The following is a 17,739-nucleotide window of genomic DNA, read 5'->3' as shown; positions in this document are numbered from 1 at the left end:
GGGCTACCGGCCGCAGTTCTACTTCCGCACCACGGACGTGACGGGAGTGGCGGAGCTGCCCGGGGGAACGGAGATGGTGATGCCGGGAGACAACGTCAGCCTGGCCATCGAGCTGATCACTCCGGTGGCGATGGAGAAGGGACTGCGTTTCGCCATCCGCGAAGGCGGACACACCGTGGGCGCAGGCACCATTTCGGAGATTTTGAAATAAGGGAGTAAGCGATGCCTCGTGAAATTGTGACTTTACAGTGCGGGACGTGCAAGGAACGCAACTATTCGACCACCAAGAACCGAAAGACGACGACGGACCGGCTGGAATTCAGCAAGTTCTGCCGTCGTTGCCGGAAGCACACAGCGCACAAGGAAGTGAAGTAATTGGGGAAGTTCGTAATTGCCGAATCGGGTAATTGTAAGCAGCGCCTGACATCCGATTTTGAACTGCTCAATTACGGGAATTCACAGGGGCGTAAGCTCAACGGCTAAACTGCCGGTCTCCAAAACCGGACTTGGGGGTTCGAATCCCTCCGCCCCTGCCAGTTTAGGAGCTGTAAACGGCGGGGAAAAGAAGGACGCAGGACAGTAATGGCAAAGACAGCAGCGATTCAGGTGGGCAGCGACGAGGGTTTGGGTGGGCGGATAAAGTACTGGCCGCAACGCATAAAGGGCTTCTACCGCGACGTCCGCACCGAGATGAAGAAAGTGACGACGCCCTCCTTGAAAGAGGTGCGCGCCACTACGACGGTTGTGATCATTACGGTGTTCCTGTTTGGGCTGTATTTCTGGGCCGTGGACAACATCATTGGGACGGGAATTGATCGGCTGATCCGTTATTTTGCGCACCGGTAAGGGGCTGTTTTGAAGACGAAGATGGAAGAAGAGACTAAGAGCGAAGGCCAGCCGGAAGCCAGCGGCGTCGCAGCCGATGGCGCTGCGGGATTACCAGCAGTAGAGCCACCCGTAAACCCGAATATGAAGTGGTACATCATCCACTCCTATTCCGGTTTCGAGCGCAAGGTGAAGGAATCTCTGGAGTCGCGGGTCCAGGCCTTTGGTCTGCAAGAGAAGATTGGACGAGTGCTCATCCCCACCGAGCCGGTCACCGAAGTGCGCGGCGGGAAAAAGTACACCACCGAACGTATGTTCTATCCGGGATACGTGCTGGTGGAAATGGACATGGACGACCACGTTTGGCATGTGGTGAAGTCCACTCCTCGGGTTACCGGATTTGTAGGCACGGGCCAGCAGCCCACGCCGCTTTCGGCGGACGAGGTCAACCAGATTGTGTACCGCGTGGCCGAGGGCAAGGACAAGCCCAAGCTGAAGGTCAAGTTTGAGAAGAACGAGTCGGTGCGCATCACCGAAGGCCCGTTTGCCAGCTTTACAGGCGTGGTGGATGAAGTCAATGAAGACCGCGAGACGCTGAAGGTAATGGTCACGATCTTCGGCCGCGCAACCCCGGTGGAGCTGGAGTTCGGCCAGGTCGAGAAGGTCGCATAACACAGTTTCGAGTTTCTAGTTTCGGCTGGACAAAAAGCGAGATACGCACTCATGGCTAAAAAAGTAACGGGACAAGTAAAGCTGCAGATCGCGGCGGGCAAAGCGACTCCGGCCCCTCCGGTCGGTCCGGCATTGGGGCAGGCGCAGATCAACATTATGGAGTTCTGCAAACAGTTCAATGCCCGCACTAACGCCAAGGAACTGGACGGGCTGATCATCCCGGTTGTGGTATCGGTGTACAACGACCGTTCGTTCACGTTCATTACCAAGACACCGCCGGCCTCCATCCTATTGAAGCGGGCGGCTGGGATTGCCAAGGGCTCCGGTACGCCGAACAAAGAAAAAGTCGGCAAGGTGACGGAGAAGCAAGTGGAGGAGATCGCCAGGCAGAAAATGCCCGACCTGAATGCTGCGTCGATAGGCTCTGCTATCAAGAGTGTCAAGGGAACAGCGCGCTCTATGGGGATTGACGTAGTCGGCTAAGTGAAATTTGGAAGTCGAAACACCACGGTTCACAGTTTTAGCGTGCGCGGTGGGAGACGAGGGGTGAGATGAGCAAAGAAGGCAAAAACATAGCTAAAGCGCGGGCGGCAGTTGAAAACCGCGCCTACAACCTGCAAGAGGCAGTTCCTCTGCTGCAGAAGGTGAAGTATGCCAAGTTCGACGAAACGGTCGAGCTCACCATGCGCCTGGGAGTTGACCCCAAGCATGCGGACCAGATGGTGCGCGGCACCGTGGTTCTGCCCCATGGCCTGGGAAAATCAAAGAAAGTTCTAGTGATCGCCAGCGGCGAGAAGGTGAAAGAGGCGGAGCAGGCAGGCGCAGATTTCGTGGGCGGCGAGGACATGGTGGAAAAGATCCAGAAAGAAAACTGGACTGATTACGACGCCGTGGTCGCAACCCCGGACATGATGAAATCCGTCGGCCGCCTGGGTAAAGTTCTCGGCCCGCGCGGGTTGATGCCCAATCCGAAGACGGGGACGGTGACCTTCGACGTTGCAAAAGCTGTCCAGGAAGTGAAGGCAGGCAAAGTGGAATTTCGCACCGACAAGACAGCGTTGGTCCACGTGCCCGTGGGCAAGATCTCGTTTGCGCCGGAGAAGCTGGTCGAAAACGCCAGCACCGTGATCAGCAGCGTGGTCAAGGCAAAACCATCGGTAGCTAAGGGCAAGTACCTCAAGGGAGTTACTTTGAGCTCCACCATGGGGCCGGGAATTCTGATTGATACGAATGCGCTGGAAGCAGCGGCCAAAGCCTAGAGATTGAAGAGAAAAGGAATCGTACATGCCGGTTTCAAGAGCGAAGAAGATCGAGGCGGTTGAAGAGCTGAGCCGCGAGTTCAAGACGGTGAGCGGGGCGGTAGTGGCCACCTTCGCCAAGCTGACAGTGGCGCAGGATTACGAGCTGCGCAAGACCATCCGCGGCGCCGGGGGCAAGTATCGCGTGATTAAGAACACCCTGGCAGCACGAGCCGCCAAGGGCACCGAAGTTGAAGAGGTCCTCAGCAAGTTAGAGGGTGTTACCTCCATCGCTTACACCCAGGGCGATCCGGTTGCCTTGGCCAAGGCACTCTCCAAGTACGTGAAGGACAATCCGGAGTTCAGCTTCAAAGCGGGCGTGCTGGAGGGCAAGGTCATCTCGATCCGAGAGATCCAGGCCTTGGCCACGATGCCCTCGCGGGAAGAGATTTACTCCAAGCTGCTGTTCTTGATGAACGCTCCGGCCCAGCGTCTGGTCACCGCCATGAATGCGGTGGGACGCAATCTGGCAGTGGTTGTGAATCAGGCTGTGAAAGAGAAAAAGTTTGCCGGCAGCGAGGCTGCCGAAGCATAAGTTTTGTCAGGGTTGCGTGGTGTTCCTCAACCGCGTTGTCTGGCGCGGCCGGGAGAGACCGAAGCGCACTGGAACCTGGCACATGAAGTCAAAAAACTGAAGAAAAGTGGAGACTGAAATGGCGGATTTACAGCAGTTGGAAGAGCAAATCGTAGGGCTGTCGTTGCTGGATGCGGCGCAGCTGGTGAAGAAGCTTGAAGAGCGACTCGGAGTTTCAGCGGCCGCTGCCGCACCGGTGATGATGGCAGGCGGCGGGGGAGCGGCTGCGGGTGCGGCTCCGGCTGAAGAAAAGACCGAGTTCACCGTCGTACTGAAGGAAGTCGGCGGCAATAAGATCAATGTTATCAAGGCAGTACGCGAGGTCACCAATCTCGGCCTGAAGGAAGCCAAAGACCTGGTAGACGGCGCTCCGAAGACCGTCAAAGAAGGCGTCTCGAAGGAAGAGGCTGAAAACATTAAGAAGAAGTTCACCGAGGCTGGGGCAACGGTCGAAGTGAAGTAATTGAGCCTGAAGCCGGAGAGCGAGTTGCAACATCTAATTAAGAACAGCTCTCCGGGATCGAACCACTAAAAAACGCGGTGCCAGCGAGTACCGCGTGCAGTAAAGCGGCGGATGTCCCACCGCCGTCGGCGTGCAGAGGGCGCCGGAAACTCCGAGAAGGAGAGCGGGACCGGAACAGGCCTAAGAACTGGCGCGGGAAAAGAACAATTCAAGTAAGGTTAAGCGCCTCATTTGGCGCCTGCGGGGAAGCTCGTCCTCGCGGGCCCATATTTTTTTGAGATTCATACATTAGCAAATGGGCTACGCCAACAACGTGGCGCCATTCATATTCGGATTTTTTGCTGCAGCCGCCGGGGCTGCGCGGAAGACTGGGAGTTTCTAGAATGCCGACCAAGAATAACGCTCTTCGCTATCGCTTTGATTTTTCCAAAATTCCAACCACCATCCAGATTCCAAACCTGATTGAGGTCCAGAAGCGGTCCTATGATCGGTTTCTGCAGATGGACCGTCTTCCCAGTGAACGGGACGACACCGGTTTGCAGGCTGTGTTTCAGTCCGTATTCCCGATCAGCGATTTTCGGGATGTCTCCAAGCTCGAGTTCGTGGACTATGCCATTGGCAACTGGGAGTGCAAGTGCGGTCACCTCAAGGGACTGCACCACCTGCGTTCCACGTGTAAGAACTGCGGCTTCACCATCGTTACCGATCCTTTTCACCCGGGCGACGTGTTGTGCCAGAAGTGCGGCACTTACAACGCGAATACACCCGACTTCTGCAACAAGTGCGGCGACCCCGTCGGACTGCAGCTTAAATACGATGTGAGCGAGTGCGAAGAGCGCGGTATGACCTACTCGGCGCCGCTGAAGGTCACCATGCGGCTGACCATCTTCGAGAAGGACGCTGAAACCGGCAACAAGAGTATTCGCGACATCAAGGAACAGGAAGTTTTCTTTGGCGACGTGCCGCTGATGACCAACAACGGCACGTTCATCGTGAACGGCACCGAACGCGTCATCGTCAGCCAGTTGCACCGCTCCCCTGGCGTGTTCTTCGAGACCGCCAACAATCGCAGCTACTTCCTAGGAAAGATCATTCCCTATCGCGGATCCTGGGTGGAGTTTGAGTACGACCAGAAGAACATCCTGTACGTCCGCATTGATCGCAAGCGTAAGTTCCTGGGCACAATCTTTTTGCGCGCCCTTGGACTGCGCTCCAGCGAAGACATCCTGCGGACGTTCTACACCGTTGATCGCATTGTGGTGCGTGACAAAAAGCTGCTCTGGACGCTGGAGCCTGGCATCGAGCGGCCAACCAACCTGCTCGGTTTGAAGCTGACGCACAAAATCAGCAAGGGCAGCGAAGAGATTGCTCATGCCGGCCGCAAGATCACGCCCGCGATCATGAAGGAGATCCAGAAATCCAAGATCAGCGAGATTGAAGTTGATGTCGCCGATCTGGAAGGGGCTTACGCCGCCAGCGACATCGTGGATACCACCACGGGTGAAGTCCTGCTGGAGGCTAACAACGAAATCACTTCCGACAAGCTGTCGAAGATCCTGGATAGCGGCGGCGTGGTCGAGCTGCACGTCTTCTTCCCGGAGCGCGACGATGTAGGCACCGTAATCAGCCAGACACTCCGCCGCGATTCAGTAAAGACACCGCAAGAGGCGCTGATTGAAATCTACCGCAAACTGCGTCCTGGTGATCCGCCGACCTTGGACACGGCCACCGCGCTGTTCCATGGCATGTTCTTCGATCCCCGCAAGTACGATTTCTCGCGCGTAGGCCGCCTGAAATTCAACATCAAGCTCTTCGAGCGTGGCGACGCCAGCAGCCTGGATAACCGCACTCTGGAGCCGGAAGATTTTTACGGAACCATTCGGTACCTGCTGAAGCTGCGCAAGAATATCGGCACGGTTGACGATATCGATCACCTGGGAAACCGGCGCGTTCGCGCTGTCGGCGAACTGCTGGAAAACCAATTCCGCATCGGTTTAGTCCGTATGGAACGCGCCATCAAGGAAAAGATGAGCGTGTACCAGGAGATGTCTACCGCCATGCCCCACGACTTGGTGAATGCCAAGCCGGTAATGGCGGCCATCCGCGAGTTCTTCGGATCATCGCAGCTCTCGCAGTTTATGGACCAGACCAACCCGCTCTCTGAGATTACGCACAAGCGGCGTCTTTCCGCGCTTGGGCCGGGCGGTCTCTCGCGTGAGCGTGCCGGATTCGAAGTCCGCGACGTCCACCCCACCCACTACGGGCGTATCTGTCCGATTGAGACCCCGGAAGGTCCCAACATCGGTCTGATCTCGTCCCTGAGCTGCTATGCACGGATCAACGATTACGGGTTCATCGAATCGCCGTATCGGCGTGTACGCAATGGGCGTGTGCTGGATTTCGTCACTATCCTCAATGCCGGCGATAGCGATTATCACGTCGGCGATCACCTGGAGAAGCACGAAGTCGAGAAGGCGAACGCTGATTTGAAAGAGCGGCGCAAACGCCCTGCCGATGTTGAACCCTTCTCGTTCTACCTCTCTGCCTGGGAGGAGGACCGTCACGTCATCGCACAGGCGAACGTCGAACTTGATGACCGCGGAAAGGTCGTGCCTGACCTGGTCAACGCCAGGAAGGCCGGGAACTTCGTGCTGGTCAGCCGAGAGGAAGTCGATTACATCGACGTGAGTCCGAAACAACTTGTATCGGTGGCAGCGTCGCTGGTGCCCTTCCTGGAGCACGACGATGCCAACCGCGCTCTGATGGGTGCCAACATGCAGCGGCAATCAGTTCCGCTGCTGCGTGCACAGGCTCCGTTGGTAGGCACGGGCATGGAAGGCGTTACGGCGCGGGACTCGGGCGCGGTAGTGCTGGCAAGACGCAATGGCATCATTGATTCGGTGGATTCGGAGCGCATCATTGTGCGCGTGGAGGGTGAGCACCATCCTACCCAGCTCTCGCGTGAGGTGGGCAGCGACATTTACCAGCTCACCAAGTTCAAGCGCTCGAACCAGAACACTTGCATTAACCAGAAACCGATCGTCCTAAAGGGCGAACGCGTGGTCAAAGGGCAGGTGATTGCCGATGGACCATGCACCGACCATGGCGAGCTGGCGCTGGGCCGGAACGTCCTGGTGGCGTTCATGCCGTGGCGCGGCTACAACTTCGAAGACGCAATCCTGGTCTCCGAGAAAATGGTCAAGGACGACTACTACACCTCGGTCCATATTGAAGAATTTGAGATCGAGGCCCGCGACACCAAACTGGGACCAGAAGAGATCACCCGCGACATCCCGAATGTCAGCGAAACCGCGCTGCGCGATCTGGACGAAAGCGGAATTATCCGTATCGGCGCCACCGTTAAAGCTGGCGACATTCTCGTCGGCAAGGTCACGCCCAAGGGTGAAACCCAACTCACGCCAGAAGAGAAGTTGCTGCGCGCGATCTTCGGTGAAAAAGCCGGCGACGTGCGTGACGCTTCGCTGACCTGCCCTCCTGGAATTGAGGGCACGGTGGTGGACATCAAGATCTTCTCCCGCAAGGGTCAGGAGAAGGACGAGCGGGCGAAGGCAATTGAAGCGCAGCAGATCGCCAAACTCGAGAAGAACTTGTCAGATGAAATCCGCATTCTCACTGACGAGCGTCTGAAGCGCCTGGAAAATCTTCTGGGCAATAAAGAAGTCCTGGCCGACCTGCACGATGAGCGAACCAACAAGCGCCTGCTCACCAAAGGCGTCATCCTGGACCGCGACGCTATCGAGCGCATCTCCACTCGCAACCTGAAGCGCATTAAGTATGCGGACAAGGACCCGCGAGTCAACGAACAGATAGACGAAATCGAAGAGATGACTTCACGCCAGATCGACGTCTTGAAAAAGATCGTGCGCGAGAAGGAAGAGAAGCTACAAAAAGGCGATGAGCTGCCGCCAGGCGTGATCAAGCTGGTGAAGGTTTACATCGCCATGAAACGCAAACTGAGCGTCGGCGACAAGATGGCTGGTCGTCACGGGAACAAGGGTGTGATCGCACGCATCCTCCCCGATGAGGACATGCCTTACTTGGCCGACGGTACGCCGATGGAGATCGTGCTCAATCCGCTTGGCGTTCCCAGCCGTATGAACGTGGGACAGATCCTTGAAACCCACCTTGGCTGGGCAGGTCATGAACTCGGAAAGAAGGTCAGCGAGTTGCTGGCCGCCAATTCACGTGAGGAATCGCTGAAGCGCGAATTGAAGGCCATCTTCAAGGGAACTCCGCTTGAAGAGCGGGTTGCGGAGTGGGACGACGAAACCCTGCAAGCCGCCGCCAAGGGCATGACCGAAGGGACGTTCTTCGCGTCGCCAGTATTCGATGGCTCTCGCGAGACGGAGATCAAATCCTTGCTCGAACAGGCAGGCTTGCCGCTATCAGGCAAAACTGAACTGTATGACGGCATTACTGGTGAGAAGTTCGAGCAGCCCGTCACTGTCGGATATATCTACATGCTCAAACTTTCACACTTGGTGGACGACAAAATCCACGCGCGCTCCATCGGACCGTACTCGCTCATCACCCAGCAGCCGCTGGGCGGCAAGGCGCAGTTCGGCGGACAGCGCTTCGGAGAAATGGAAGTCTGGGCGTTGGAAGCTTATGGCGCAGCATTCATATTGCAGGAGCTGCTGACTGCCAAGTCCGACGACGTTTACGGCCGCACCAAGATCTATGAGGCCATCGTCAAGGGCGAGGCGGCCATCGAGCCCGGCGTTCCCGAGTCGTTCAACGTACTGATTCGCGAGTTGCAGTCGCTGTGCCTCGACGTAGAACTGATCAAAGTCGCGGAGAGGAAACAAGTGGTCAGCGCTGCCGCCGATTAACTGGTGCTCAGTCCCGGTCTCAGTTCTGAGGAGCTGAGACTGGGAGCCGAGCCCACACAAGATTAGAAAATGACTTTGGTGTACGCGCTCTCGCACGCCAAAGCCGATATGGGTCAGTCGGGAACTGAGACTGGCAACTGCTTCTGAGGAGCCGTCAAGCGGCGACGTAGCGCCGCCAGAACCGGAGGAACACCTTGTATCGCTCAAGTCCATTTGACTTAGCAAGTCCCATTGCCGATTTCGATGCTATCCGCATCAGCGTTGCTTCGCCGGAGAAGATCCGCAGCTGGTCGCACGGTGAAGTGACAAAGCCGGAGACCATCAATTACCGCACTTTCAAGCCGGAACGCGATGGGCTGTTCTGCGCCCGCATCTTCGGCCCGGTGACAGACTGGGAATGCTTGTGCGGCAAGTACAAGCGCATGAAGCACCGCGGGGTGATCTGCGACAAGTGCGGAGTGGAAGTCACTCTCTCGAAAGTACGGCGCGAGCGCTTAGGCCACATTGAGCTGGCGTCTCCCTGCTCGCACGTGTGGTTCTTTAAGGGCCTCCCAAGCCGGATCGGTCACCTGCTGGACATTTCTCTGCGCGACCTCGAGTCAGTGCTTTATTTCGAGGCCTATGTGGTAGTGGACACTGGCGATGCGCCGGTGAAAGACCGCGAGATCATCAAGGACGAGGCCAAGTTCCGCGAAACCGACCAGCAATTCCGCGCCACCGGCTTCAAAGCCATGATGGGCGCCGAGGCCATCAAGGAGCTTCTGAAGCGGGTTGATGTGGATGACCTCTCCGGCGAACTGCGCGAGAAGATGAAGCACGAAACCTCGATGCAGAAGCGGCTGAAATATGCCAAGCGGCTCAAGGTTGTCGAGGCTTTCCGCAAGAGCGGTAACAAACCGCAGTGGATGATTCTGGACGTGATTCCGGTGATTCCACCGGAGCTCCGGCCCTTGGTTCCTTTGGATGGCGGCCGCTTCGCGACCTCCGACCTGAATGACCTGTATCGCCGAGTCATCAATCGTAATAACCGTCTTAAGAAGTTGATGGACTTGCACGCTCCTGAAGTGATCGTGCGCAACGAAAAGCGCATGCTGCAGGAAGCCGTAGATGCATTGTTCGACAATGGCCGCCGTGGACGCGTTCTGCGCGGCGCCAACAACCGGCCGCTCAAGTCGCTTTCTGACACACTGAAGGGTAAGCAGGGCCGCTTCCGCCAGAACCTGCTCGGCAAACGTGTGGATTATTCAGGCCGCTCGGTCATCGTGGTCGGACCCGAGCTGAAGCTGCATCAGTGCGGACTGCCCAAGAAGATGGCGCTGGAACTCTTCAAGCCATTCATTTATCACCGGCTGGAGCAGACCGGCCACTGCACCACCATCAAGCAAGCTAAGGAAATGGTGGAGCAGCAGGATTCCATTGTGTGGGACATCCTGGAAGAGGTCATCAAAGACCATCCCGTGTTGCTGAACCGCGCTCCCACCTTGCACCGACTGGGTATTCAAGCGTTTGAACCGGTGCTGGTAGAAGGCAAAGCCATAAAGATCCATCCCTTGGTCTGCACTGCGTTCAACGCAGACTTTGACGGCGATCAGATGGCGGTTCACATTCCGCTTTCGCCCGAGGCACAAATTGAAGCCAGTGTTTTGATGCTGGCGTCGCACAACATTCTTTCGCCGGCATCCGGCCAGCCCATCACCGTTCCCACTCAGGACATGGTGCTGGGAATCTATTACCTGACCAAGTCGAAGCCCGGTGCAAAGGGCGAGGGCCGCACCTTCGCCAATATTGAAGAAGTGCTTTTGGCGCTGGAAATGGGTGAGGTCGAAACCCTCACTCCCATCCGCCTGCGCCACAGCGGCGAGGTCATTGACCTCACCAGCGCTTACGACGATCAGGATGTGACCCATACCGAGCCGGTTAACTATGAGCGTCAATTCGTCAACACGACCGTCGGCCGTGCCATTCTCAACGACCATCTTCCCAAAGGCATGCCTTACGTGAATGGCCTCCTAAAGAAGAAGGGCACGGGACAACTCGTCACCTACTGCTATCTGCGGTTTGGACTGGAGACCACGGTCAAGATGCTGGATGAGATTAAGCAGCTCGGGTTCCAGTATGCGACTCGCGCCGGCCTCTCCATCGGCATTGACGACATGGTGATCCCGGACAACAAGAAGACGCTGGTGCGTGACGCCGAAAAACAAGGCGTGAGCGTTCAGCAGCAGTATCTGGACGGCGCCATCACTAACGGTGAGCGCTACAACAAAGTCATCGAAATCTGGTCGGCCATTACTGAAAAGGTGGCGGATGAGATGTTCGGACAAATGCAAAAGCGCGATAAAGAAGGCGACCTCAACCCGATTTACGTCATGGCCGATTCCGGAGCCCGCGGATCGAAACAGCAGATTCGCCAGCTTTCGGGTATGCGCGGATTGATGGCCAAGCCTTCGGGCGAGATCATCGAGACTCCGATTACGGCCAACTTCCGCGAAGGATTGACCGTGCTGGAGTACTTCATCTCTACCCACGGCGCACGTAAGGGTCTGGCGGATACAGCGTTGAAGACTGCTGATTCCGGTTACCTGACACGGCGGTTGGTTGACGTAGCGCAGGACGTGATTGTCAGCGAATACGATTGCGGCACGGTGGATGGCATTTATGTGACCTCGATCGTAGAAGCAGGAGACATCATCGAACCGCTCCGTGATCGCATTGTGGGTCGCGTTTCGTTGGAGAAGATCAAAGACTACGAGGGCAGCGTCATCGTAGACGTGAACCAGGACATCACCGAAGAGCTGGCTGCGGCGATTCAGGCGGCCGGTATCGAAAGGGTGAAGATCCGGTCGGTGCTGACTTGCGAGTCCAAACGCGGGGTCTGCGTCATGTGCTATGGACGCAACCTGGCGTCGGGGCGCCTGGTCGAATTGGGTGAGGCAGTCGGTGTGATCGCAGCCCAGTCAATCGGCGAACCAGGCACGCAGCTAACCATGCGTACCTTCCACATCGGCGGAACTGCATCCCGAGTCTCAGAGCAGTCTCGTCTTGAGGCAAAGAGCAGTGGTAGCGTTCGATTCATCAATCTGCAGACCGTGCAGTCCAAGGCCGGCGATCTGGTGGTGATGAATCGCAACGGGTCAATCGCGATCGTGGACGAGAAGGGCCGAGAGAAAGAACGCTACTCCGTGGTGTACGGCGCACGGGTAAAGGTCAAAGAGGGCGATCACGTGCAGCTCGGTCAGGTAATGGTCGAGTGGGACCCTTACACCTTCGCCATCCTGACGGAAATTGGTGGCACGGTGCAGTTCAAAGACCTGCAGGAAGGGGTCACTCTCCACGAGGAAGTGGACGAGGTCACCGGCCTGTCGCGCCTCGTGGTCACCGATTCGCCGGACGAGAAACGTCAGCCGGCCGTCGTGATCAAAGGCAAAACCACCAAGCGCTACCTGATGCCTTCTCGCTCGCACTTGATGGTGCAGGATGGCGACACCGTTTACCCGGGCGACGTGCTGGCCAAGATCCCGCGCGAAACCACCAAGACCAAAGACATCACCGGTGGTCTGCCGCGCGTGGTCGAGTTGTTCGAGGCCCGCAAGCCGCACGAAACCGCTGTCATTACGGAGATTGACGGTGTAGTGCGGTTCGGTGAAATCAGTAAAGGCCAGCGCAAGGTGTATGTGACCGCCGACAACGGTACGGAGAAAGAGTATTCCGTGCCGCGTGGCGTGCACATCAACGTGCAGGAAGGCGAACGCGTACGGGCTGGCGAGCCGCTGATGGATGGTCCGTTGAACCCGCACGACATTCTCGCCGTTCTCGGCGAGAAGGAGTTGCAGGCTTACCTGGTGAACGAAATCCAGGAAGTCTACCGGCTCCAGGGCGTGAACATCAGCGACAAGCACATTGAGGTGATCGTCCGCCAGATGATGCGTTGGCGCAAGGTGGAAGACGTCGGCGACACCCAGTTCCTGCTGGAACAGCAGGTGGACCGCTTCCGCTTCCAGGAGGAGAACGAACGCACGATCGTGCAAGGCGGCAAGCCGGCCACGGGAAGGCCGTTGCTGCTCGGCATCACCAAGGCGTCGCTCTCCACCGAGTCGTTCATCTCGGCGGCGTCCTTCCAGGAGACCACGCGGGTCCTCACCGAAGCATCCATTCAGGGTGCGGTGGACCACCTGCGCGGCCTGAAGGAGAACGTAATCGTGGGCAGGCTGATCCCCGCGGGTACCGGCATGGAGTACTATCGCAACGTAAAACTCTCGCCGGAGCTCGAGGAAGCTGCCCAGAAGGTGCAAGAGGAAGTGTCGGCTGCCTACGAAGAGGCGGAGCGTGCTCTTGAACTGCTACGCCACGAGGGCGAGACCGAGGAACTTGCAGCCGAGTAACTCTCCAATAGTCCAGGGGGCGATCCCGATCGCCCCCTCTTTCCTTAGGTGACGATGCGAGCGAACCCGCAACAGCATGTATCCGGCGGGCTACCCCAGACCCTCTCCAACGGGGACCCCGTCATCCAATTGCACCACCCAGCTCAGCGGGTTACGCTGGACCGCAGGATGTGGAATTTCGTTCAGTTGCTGCGGCGGGCCTTCTGGCGAGCACTTCAACACGACGCATTCGCGGTAGCCAAAGCCTCAGCCTACTCTTCCATCCTCACAATGTTTCCCGCCATGCTGGTCATGGGAGCAGTCCTGGCTACGTCAAAGGAGACTGCGGCTATGTTGCGCGAGGCATCCTATGCGGTTGGCAAGATACTGCCGGCGGGCAGCGCTACGGCCGTTGCCTATCTGAAGGGCAGCACGCAACGATCGGTGGGCCTTCTGATAACTGCTTCGCTGATCACGCTCTGGACGTCCTCGGGAGTGATGGTTTCCTGGATGGAGGGCTTCCGCAACGCTTACCAGTTGCCGAAAATATGGGGCTTGGTGAAGGAGCGGATGATTGCCTTCCTGCTGGTGATCATGGCCGGCGTTCCGATGACCTTTGCTACCGTTCTGGTAGCTTTCGGCAGCCAGATTGAAACCCGCATGCTGTTCTACCTGGGACGCGAGTTTGGCCCGTTGCTGCTTTTTGTCTGGACAGCCATTCGCTGGATCATTGCCATTTTGACCAGCATTTCTGTCATCGCTCTTATCTACCACCATGCGGTTCCCCGAACGCAGCCTTGGCACACGGTTCTGCCAGGGGCAACGCTCTCAACCGGGATGTGGCTCATCGCAACCGCACTCTTTGGGTGGTATCTACAGCATTACGCTGATTACAGCGTGATCTATGGATCTTTGGGAGCGGCCATCGCGCTGCTGGTGTGGTTGTACATCGTCTCGGTTATTATTTTGATCGGGGCTGAGTTCAATGCCATGTTGTTCCCCCGCTGTCAGATAGAAAAGGACCGCCAGAGCCAGCTAGACAGTTCTGACATCGCGGTACGCTAGTCCAGCGCCAACCGTGAAGACGAAACCTCCTCTTTCTAGAATGCAGTCCATCACAATTCGGAGAACTCGTGGAGAAGGGTGAGCGCGGCGTTAGTGAACATCTGATTGCCGAGCCCGAACAAGTCGCCGAGACTGCACTCTCGGTTCGTGCCGAACGTTCACCAAGCGCTCCGGGGCCCGGCAGGCGGGCCAAGATCATCTGCACACTGGGGCCTTCCAGTAGCTCAGAAGCCATGATCCGGGAACTCATGCGCACGGGAATGGATGTGGCACGACTCAACTTTTCTCATGGAAACCATGAAGAGCACGCTCGAGTAATCGATAGAATTCGCCGCGCCGCCGAAAAGGAAGAGCGTACTATTTGCATCCTGCAGGACCTGCAAGGTCCCAAGATGCGCACCGGCCGGCTGAAGTATCGCACTGCGGTGGCGCTGAAGGCAGGCTCTCGCGTAATCCTTACGCCACGCGATCTCCCGGGGACCGCCTCGCTGATTTCCATTACCTTTACCGATCTGGCGCGAGAAGTAGAACCCGGCTCCCGGATTTTGCTTTCAGATGGGCTGATCGAGCTGCGCGTCAAAGCCATTCGCGGTGACGACGTAGAGTGCGATGTCGTAAACGGCGGGATTCTGGCGGAGCACCAGGGCATCAACATTCCCGGTGCAACCTTGAGCGTTCCTTCGCTCACCGAAAAGGACTACAAGGACCTTGAGTTTGGTCTTACTCACGACATTGACATTGTCGCGCTCTCGTTCGTGCGTTCGGCGGAGGATGTGCGCCGTGTAAAGCGCCTGATTGGTGAACGCAAGAGCGATGTACCCGTGATCGCCAAATTGGAGAAGCCGCAGGCAGTCGAACACCTGGAGAGCATCCTGGACGTAGCGGACGGAGTCATGGTGGCGCGTGGCGATCTGGGAGTGGAGATGCCGGCAGAGCGCGTACCCATCATCCAAAAGCAAGTCATCGGTCGGGCGGCGGAGTGGCGCAAGCCGGTGATCACTGCCACGCAAATGTTGGAGTCAATGATTGATAACCCACGTCCGACCCGCGCTGAGGCCAGCGATGTGGCGAATGCAATTTTTGACGGAACCGACGCGGTCATGCTCTCCGCGGAAACCGCCAGCGGCAAATATCCGCGTGAGGCTGTCGCGATGATGGCTAGGATCGTGGAAGCCGCGGAAGATCACTTACTACACCTGGGCATGGTGAGGCGGCGGCGTGAGCACCGCAATCTCTCTATCTCAGAAGCAATTTGCGAAGCCGTAGCTCACGCCGCCCAGGACCTGGAAATGCGTGCCATCGCCATCTTTACGGAAACGGGGAACACGGCACGACTGATCTCGAAATATCGGCCGCGAACGCCGGTGTACGCCTTTGCCCATGTGCCTGAGGTGTGCAATCGTCTGAATCTGTTTTGGGGAATCAGGCCAATCAACTCGGATACGGCCCTCTCGGTTGAACAGATGGTGCAGACCGCCGAACAGGAACTGCTCCGGTTGCGCAAGGTCACTCCCGGCAATGTTGTCGGGGTGGTAGCCGGCACGCAGCAGACCTCAGGCTCAACCAACTTTATGCGATTTCATGTGGTCACGGAACCTCACCCACCTGAACGGCGGAAGGAGCGGCGAAAGCCCCCGTTCGCCGCGAGAAAAAAGAAATGATGCGGCCCGTCGCGGAACAAATCTAATTGATGGTGTGATAGCTTCGATAATACTTTCACGACAGGAATGGGATTTTTGGGAGTCATGCCACAGGAAATTTTGTCGCTAGCAATATTCGAACCGCTGGAAGGCACCGAAGCGGAAGCTCTCGAAACCATTCGGGGCCTAATGACGTTGCTGGCAGAGAAAAGATACAGCCACGACGTGCTCTATCACGATCAGAACTCATCACGATACATGGTGGTACGCCGCTGGGCTTCCGAAGAGGCGCGCCAGGAAGCGCACGAAGATCCGGACGTTCATGCCTATTGGGCCCGCCTTGGTCACTTGATCAAGACCGAGAAAATCTACGAGAGCTACCAGAAACTGAGCTAGCGTCTGTGGCTTCCACATCCGATTCAGAAACCACGCCCGGCGAACAGCTGCCTGCTCCAGAGCGGCTTGCGGAGGAGGCGCCGTCGGGAGTTGCCGTCCGGGGATTCCTCCATCGTCCTCTCGACGCCTCCGGTAATGGAATGGTGCTGACCCATGGAGCGGGTGGGAACTGCGAGGCTCCACTGCTCCGCGCTTTGGCTGACGCGTTCGCCCTTGCTGGATTCCTCGTACTGCGGTGCGACCTTCCCTTTCGCCAGGCACGACGGTTTGGACCGCCACGGCCCGGCGATGCTGCGCGCGACCGCGAAGGTCTGCAATTAGCGGTGGCTTCGCTACGAAAAAACGCGCCCGGTCGGGTCTTCCTTGGCGGCCATTCTTATGGCGGTCGTCAAGCAAGCATGCTGTTGGCCACTGATCCCACGGTGGCGGATGGCCTGCTCTTGCTCTCTTATCCGCTGCATCCACCGCGCAAACCAGAGCAACTCCGAACCCAGCATTTTCCCCAGTTGCAGAGGAGAGCTCTTTTTGTGCACGGTTCGCGAGATGAATTCGCTTCTTTGCAGGAGTTGGAGACAGCCCTGAAGCTCATTCCTGCGGAGACCCGCTTGCTGTCGATTCCCGGCGCGGGACACGATTTGGGGTTTGGAACAAAGAAAAGCATGCCTCCAGATCTGCCGCAGACAATTGTTGCCGCGTTCAAAGAATTCTTTGACTAGGACGGCAGGTCAGTTCACCCACGGCGATTTGGATTCGCCGTTCTTCTTGTCGGGAACTTTGGTCTCCGGCCCGCGGTAGTTGCCATGCTCGTCGAAGTAATCGGCACGGTCGTGGTTTCGCATGTAGACTTCAAACTTGCGGGCAGCACGGCGACGCTTCCATCGATAGTACGAATTCCGGATCCCGAAATACTTCTCCGACGTGGCATAGCTTAGCCCGCGACGCGGCAGGAACTTCAAATAGAGATAGCCGAACAATGCACCGCCAAGGTGGGCGAAATAAGCGATCCCGCTGGGGCCAGGCGTGAATACACTGATCAAAGTTATGAATATCCAGCCCCAGACCACGTACTTGGCTTTAATAGTGAAAGGAAAAGGAAACAGCATCAGTTCCCTGTCACCATAAAGGACCGCAAAAGCCACCAAGATTCCAAACACGCCGCCGGAGGCGCCGACGGTTCGCACTCGGGGATCGGCGCCCAGGAATCCGCTGTATCCCACGGCCACGGTGACCAGCGCTGCCGCGACTACGCAAAAAAAATAGAACTCCAAAAACTGTCTGCCGCCCCAATCGGACTCCAGCTGAGAACCGAACATCCATAGTCCTAGCATATTTGAAAAAAGGTGCCATAAGCCGGCGTGCAGAAATGAATAGGTAACCAGCTGCCACAAAAATCCATGTGCTACCAAGACCGGCTTCAGGCCGCCGATGACAATAACCTGGTTGGCTGTATCCGGCGAGAATGCATTTAAAACAGTGACCGCGAAGAAAATCGCGGCATTCGCCAGTATCAGCCGTTTCACCCAATGGGTAAACGGGGGGAACGACAGCGACATGGTGTATCCGCGGGAAGGCATGCCATTCCAGCTTATCAG

At 57.2% G+C, this 17,739-nt stretch carries 15 protein-coding genes and 1 tRNA gene; 15 read left to right on the top strand and 1 reads right to left on the bottom strand.

Translation table 11 applies throughout. The annotated features are described in order from the left end of the window. From tuf to VFA76_14315, 15 genes are all read left to right on the top strand, one after another. Positions 1-211: elongation factor Tu (gene tuf, locus VFA76_14385; protein ID HZR33029.1), on the top strand; the 211-nt coding region annotated here is incomplete at its 5' end. Positions 212-222: 11 nt separating this feature from the next. Continuing rightward, the gene (gene rpmG, locus VFA76_14380; GenBank protein HZR33028.1) at positions 223-375 is read left to right on the top strand and encodes a 50S ribosomal protein L33; all 153 of its coding nucleotides are present in this window, start codon (positions 223-225) and stop codon (positions 373-375) included. An 85-nt stretch (positions 376-460) separates the two neighbouring features. Further along, positions 461-536, top strand: a tRNA-Trp gene (locus tag VFA76_14375). 46 nt (positions 537-582) lie between these two features. Beyond that, positions 583-846 (top strand): preprotein translocase subunit SecE, encoded by a 264-nt coding sequence (gene secE / locus VFA76_14370; protein HZR33027.1) that lies wholly within the window; start codon positions 583-585, stop codon positions 844-846. A 123-nt stretch (positions 847-969) separates the two neighbouring features. Continuing rightward, complete coding sequence (gene nusG / locus VFA76_14365) at positions 970-1,497, top strand: transcription termination/antitermination protein NusG (GenBank protein ID HZR33026.1); 528 nt, start codon at positions 970-972, stop codon at positions 1,495-1,497. Positions 1,498-1,548: 51 nt separating this feature from the next. Continuing rightward, complete coding sequence (gene rplK, locus VFA76_14360; protein ID HZR33025.1) at positions 1,549-1,980, top strand: 50S ribosomal protein L11; 432 nt, start codon at positions 1,549-1,551, stop codon at positions 1,978-1,980. A gap of 68 nt (positions 1,981-2,048) precedes the next feature. Beyond that, on the top strand, positions 2,049-2,756 hold the full coding sequence (rplA, locus tag VFA76_14355; GenBank protein ID HZR33024.1) for a 50S ribosomal protein L1: 708 nt from the start codon (positions 2,049-2,051) through the stop codon (positions 2,754-2,756). A gap of 25 nt (positions 2,757-2,781) precedes the next feature. Further along, complete coding sequence (gene rplJ, locus VFA76_14350; protein ID HZR33023.1) at positions 2,782-3,330, top strand: 50S ribosomal protein L10; 549 nt, start codon at positions 2,782-2,784, stop codon at positions 3,328-3,330. A gap of 118 nt (positions 3,331-3,448) precedes the next feature. Next, positions 3,449-3,832, top strand: coding sequence for a 50S ribosomal protein L7/L12 (gene rplL / locus VFA76_14345; GenBank protein HZR33022.1), 384 nt, complete (start codon positions 3,449-3,451; stop codon positions 3,830-3,832). Positions 3,833-4,215: 383 nt separating this feature from the next. Continuing rightward, positions 4,216-8,685, top strand: coding sequence for a DNA-directed RNA polymerase subunit beta (rpoB, locus tag VFA76_14340; GenBank protein HZR33021.1), 4,470 nt, complete (start codon positions 4,216-4,218; stop codon positions 8,683-8,685). A gap of 194 nt (positions 8,686-8,879) precedes the next feature. Beyond that, positions 8,880-13,067 (top strand): DNA-directed RNA polymerase subunit beta', encoded by a 4,188-nt coding sequence (gene rpoC / locus VFA76_14335; protein ID HZR33020.1) that lies wholly within the window; start codon positions 8,880-8,882, stop codon positions 13,065-13,067. Between the two features lie 54 nt (positions 13,068-13,121). Then, a complete protein-coding gene (locus VFA76_14330) occupies positions 13,122-14,111 on the top strand; it encodes a YihY/virulence factor BrkB family protein (protein ID HZR33019.1) in 990 nt (329 codons plus the stop codon). Positions 14,112-14,179: 68 nt separating this feature from the next. Beyond that, entirely contained in the window at positions 14,180-15,772 is a 1,593-nt protein-coding gene (gene pyk, locus VFA76_14325; GenBank protein HZR33018.1) for a pyruvate kinase, read from the top strand. 84 nt (positions 15,773-15,856) lie between these two features. Then, the gene (locus tag VFA76_14320; protein HZR33017.1) at positions 15,857-16,147 is read left to right on the top strand and encodes a hypothetical protein; all 291 of its coding nucleotides are present in this window, start codon (positions 15,857-15,859) and stop codon (positions 16,145-16,147) included. A 5-nt stretch (positions 16,148-16,152) separates the two neighbouring features. Continuing rightward, on the top strand, positions 16,153-16,863 hold the full coding sequence (locus tag VFA76_14315; GenBank protein HZR33016.1) for an alpha/beta family hydrolase: 711 nt from the start codon (positions 16,153-16,155) through the stop codon (positions 16,861-16,863). Between the two features lie 9 nt (positions 16,864-16,872). Here the strand turns inward: VFA76_14315 and VFA76_14310 are convergent, their stop codons facing one another. After that, the gene (locus VFA76_14310) at positions 16,873-17,721 is read right to left on the bottom strand and encodes a rhomboid family intramembrane serine protease (protein HZR33015.1); all 849 of its coding nucleotides are present in this window, start codon (positions 17,719-17,721) and stop codon (positions 16,873-16,875) included. Between the last annotated feature and the right edge of the window lie 18 nt (positions 17,722-17,739).

The organism is Terriglobales bacterium, from assembly GCA_035651655.1.
In the GTDB taxonomy this organism is placed as follows: domain Bacteria; phylum Acidobacteriota; class Terriglobia; order Terriglobales; family Acidobacteriaceae; genus DASRFG01.
This window is presented reverse-complemented; position numbering and strand designations above follow the sequence as displayed.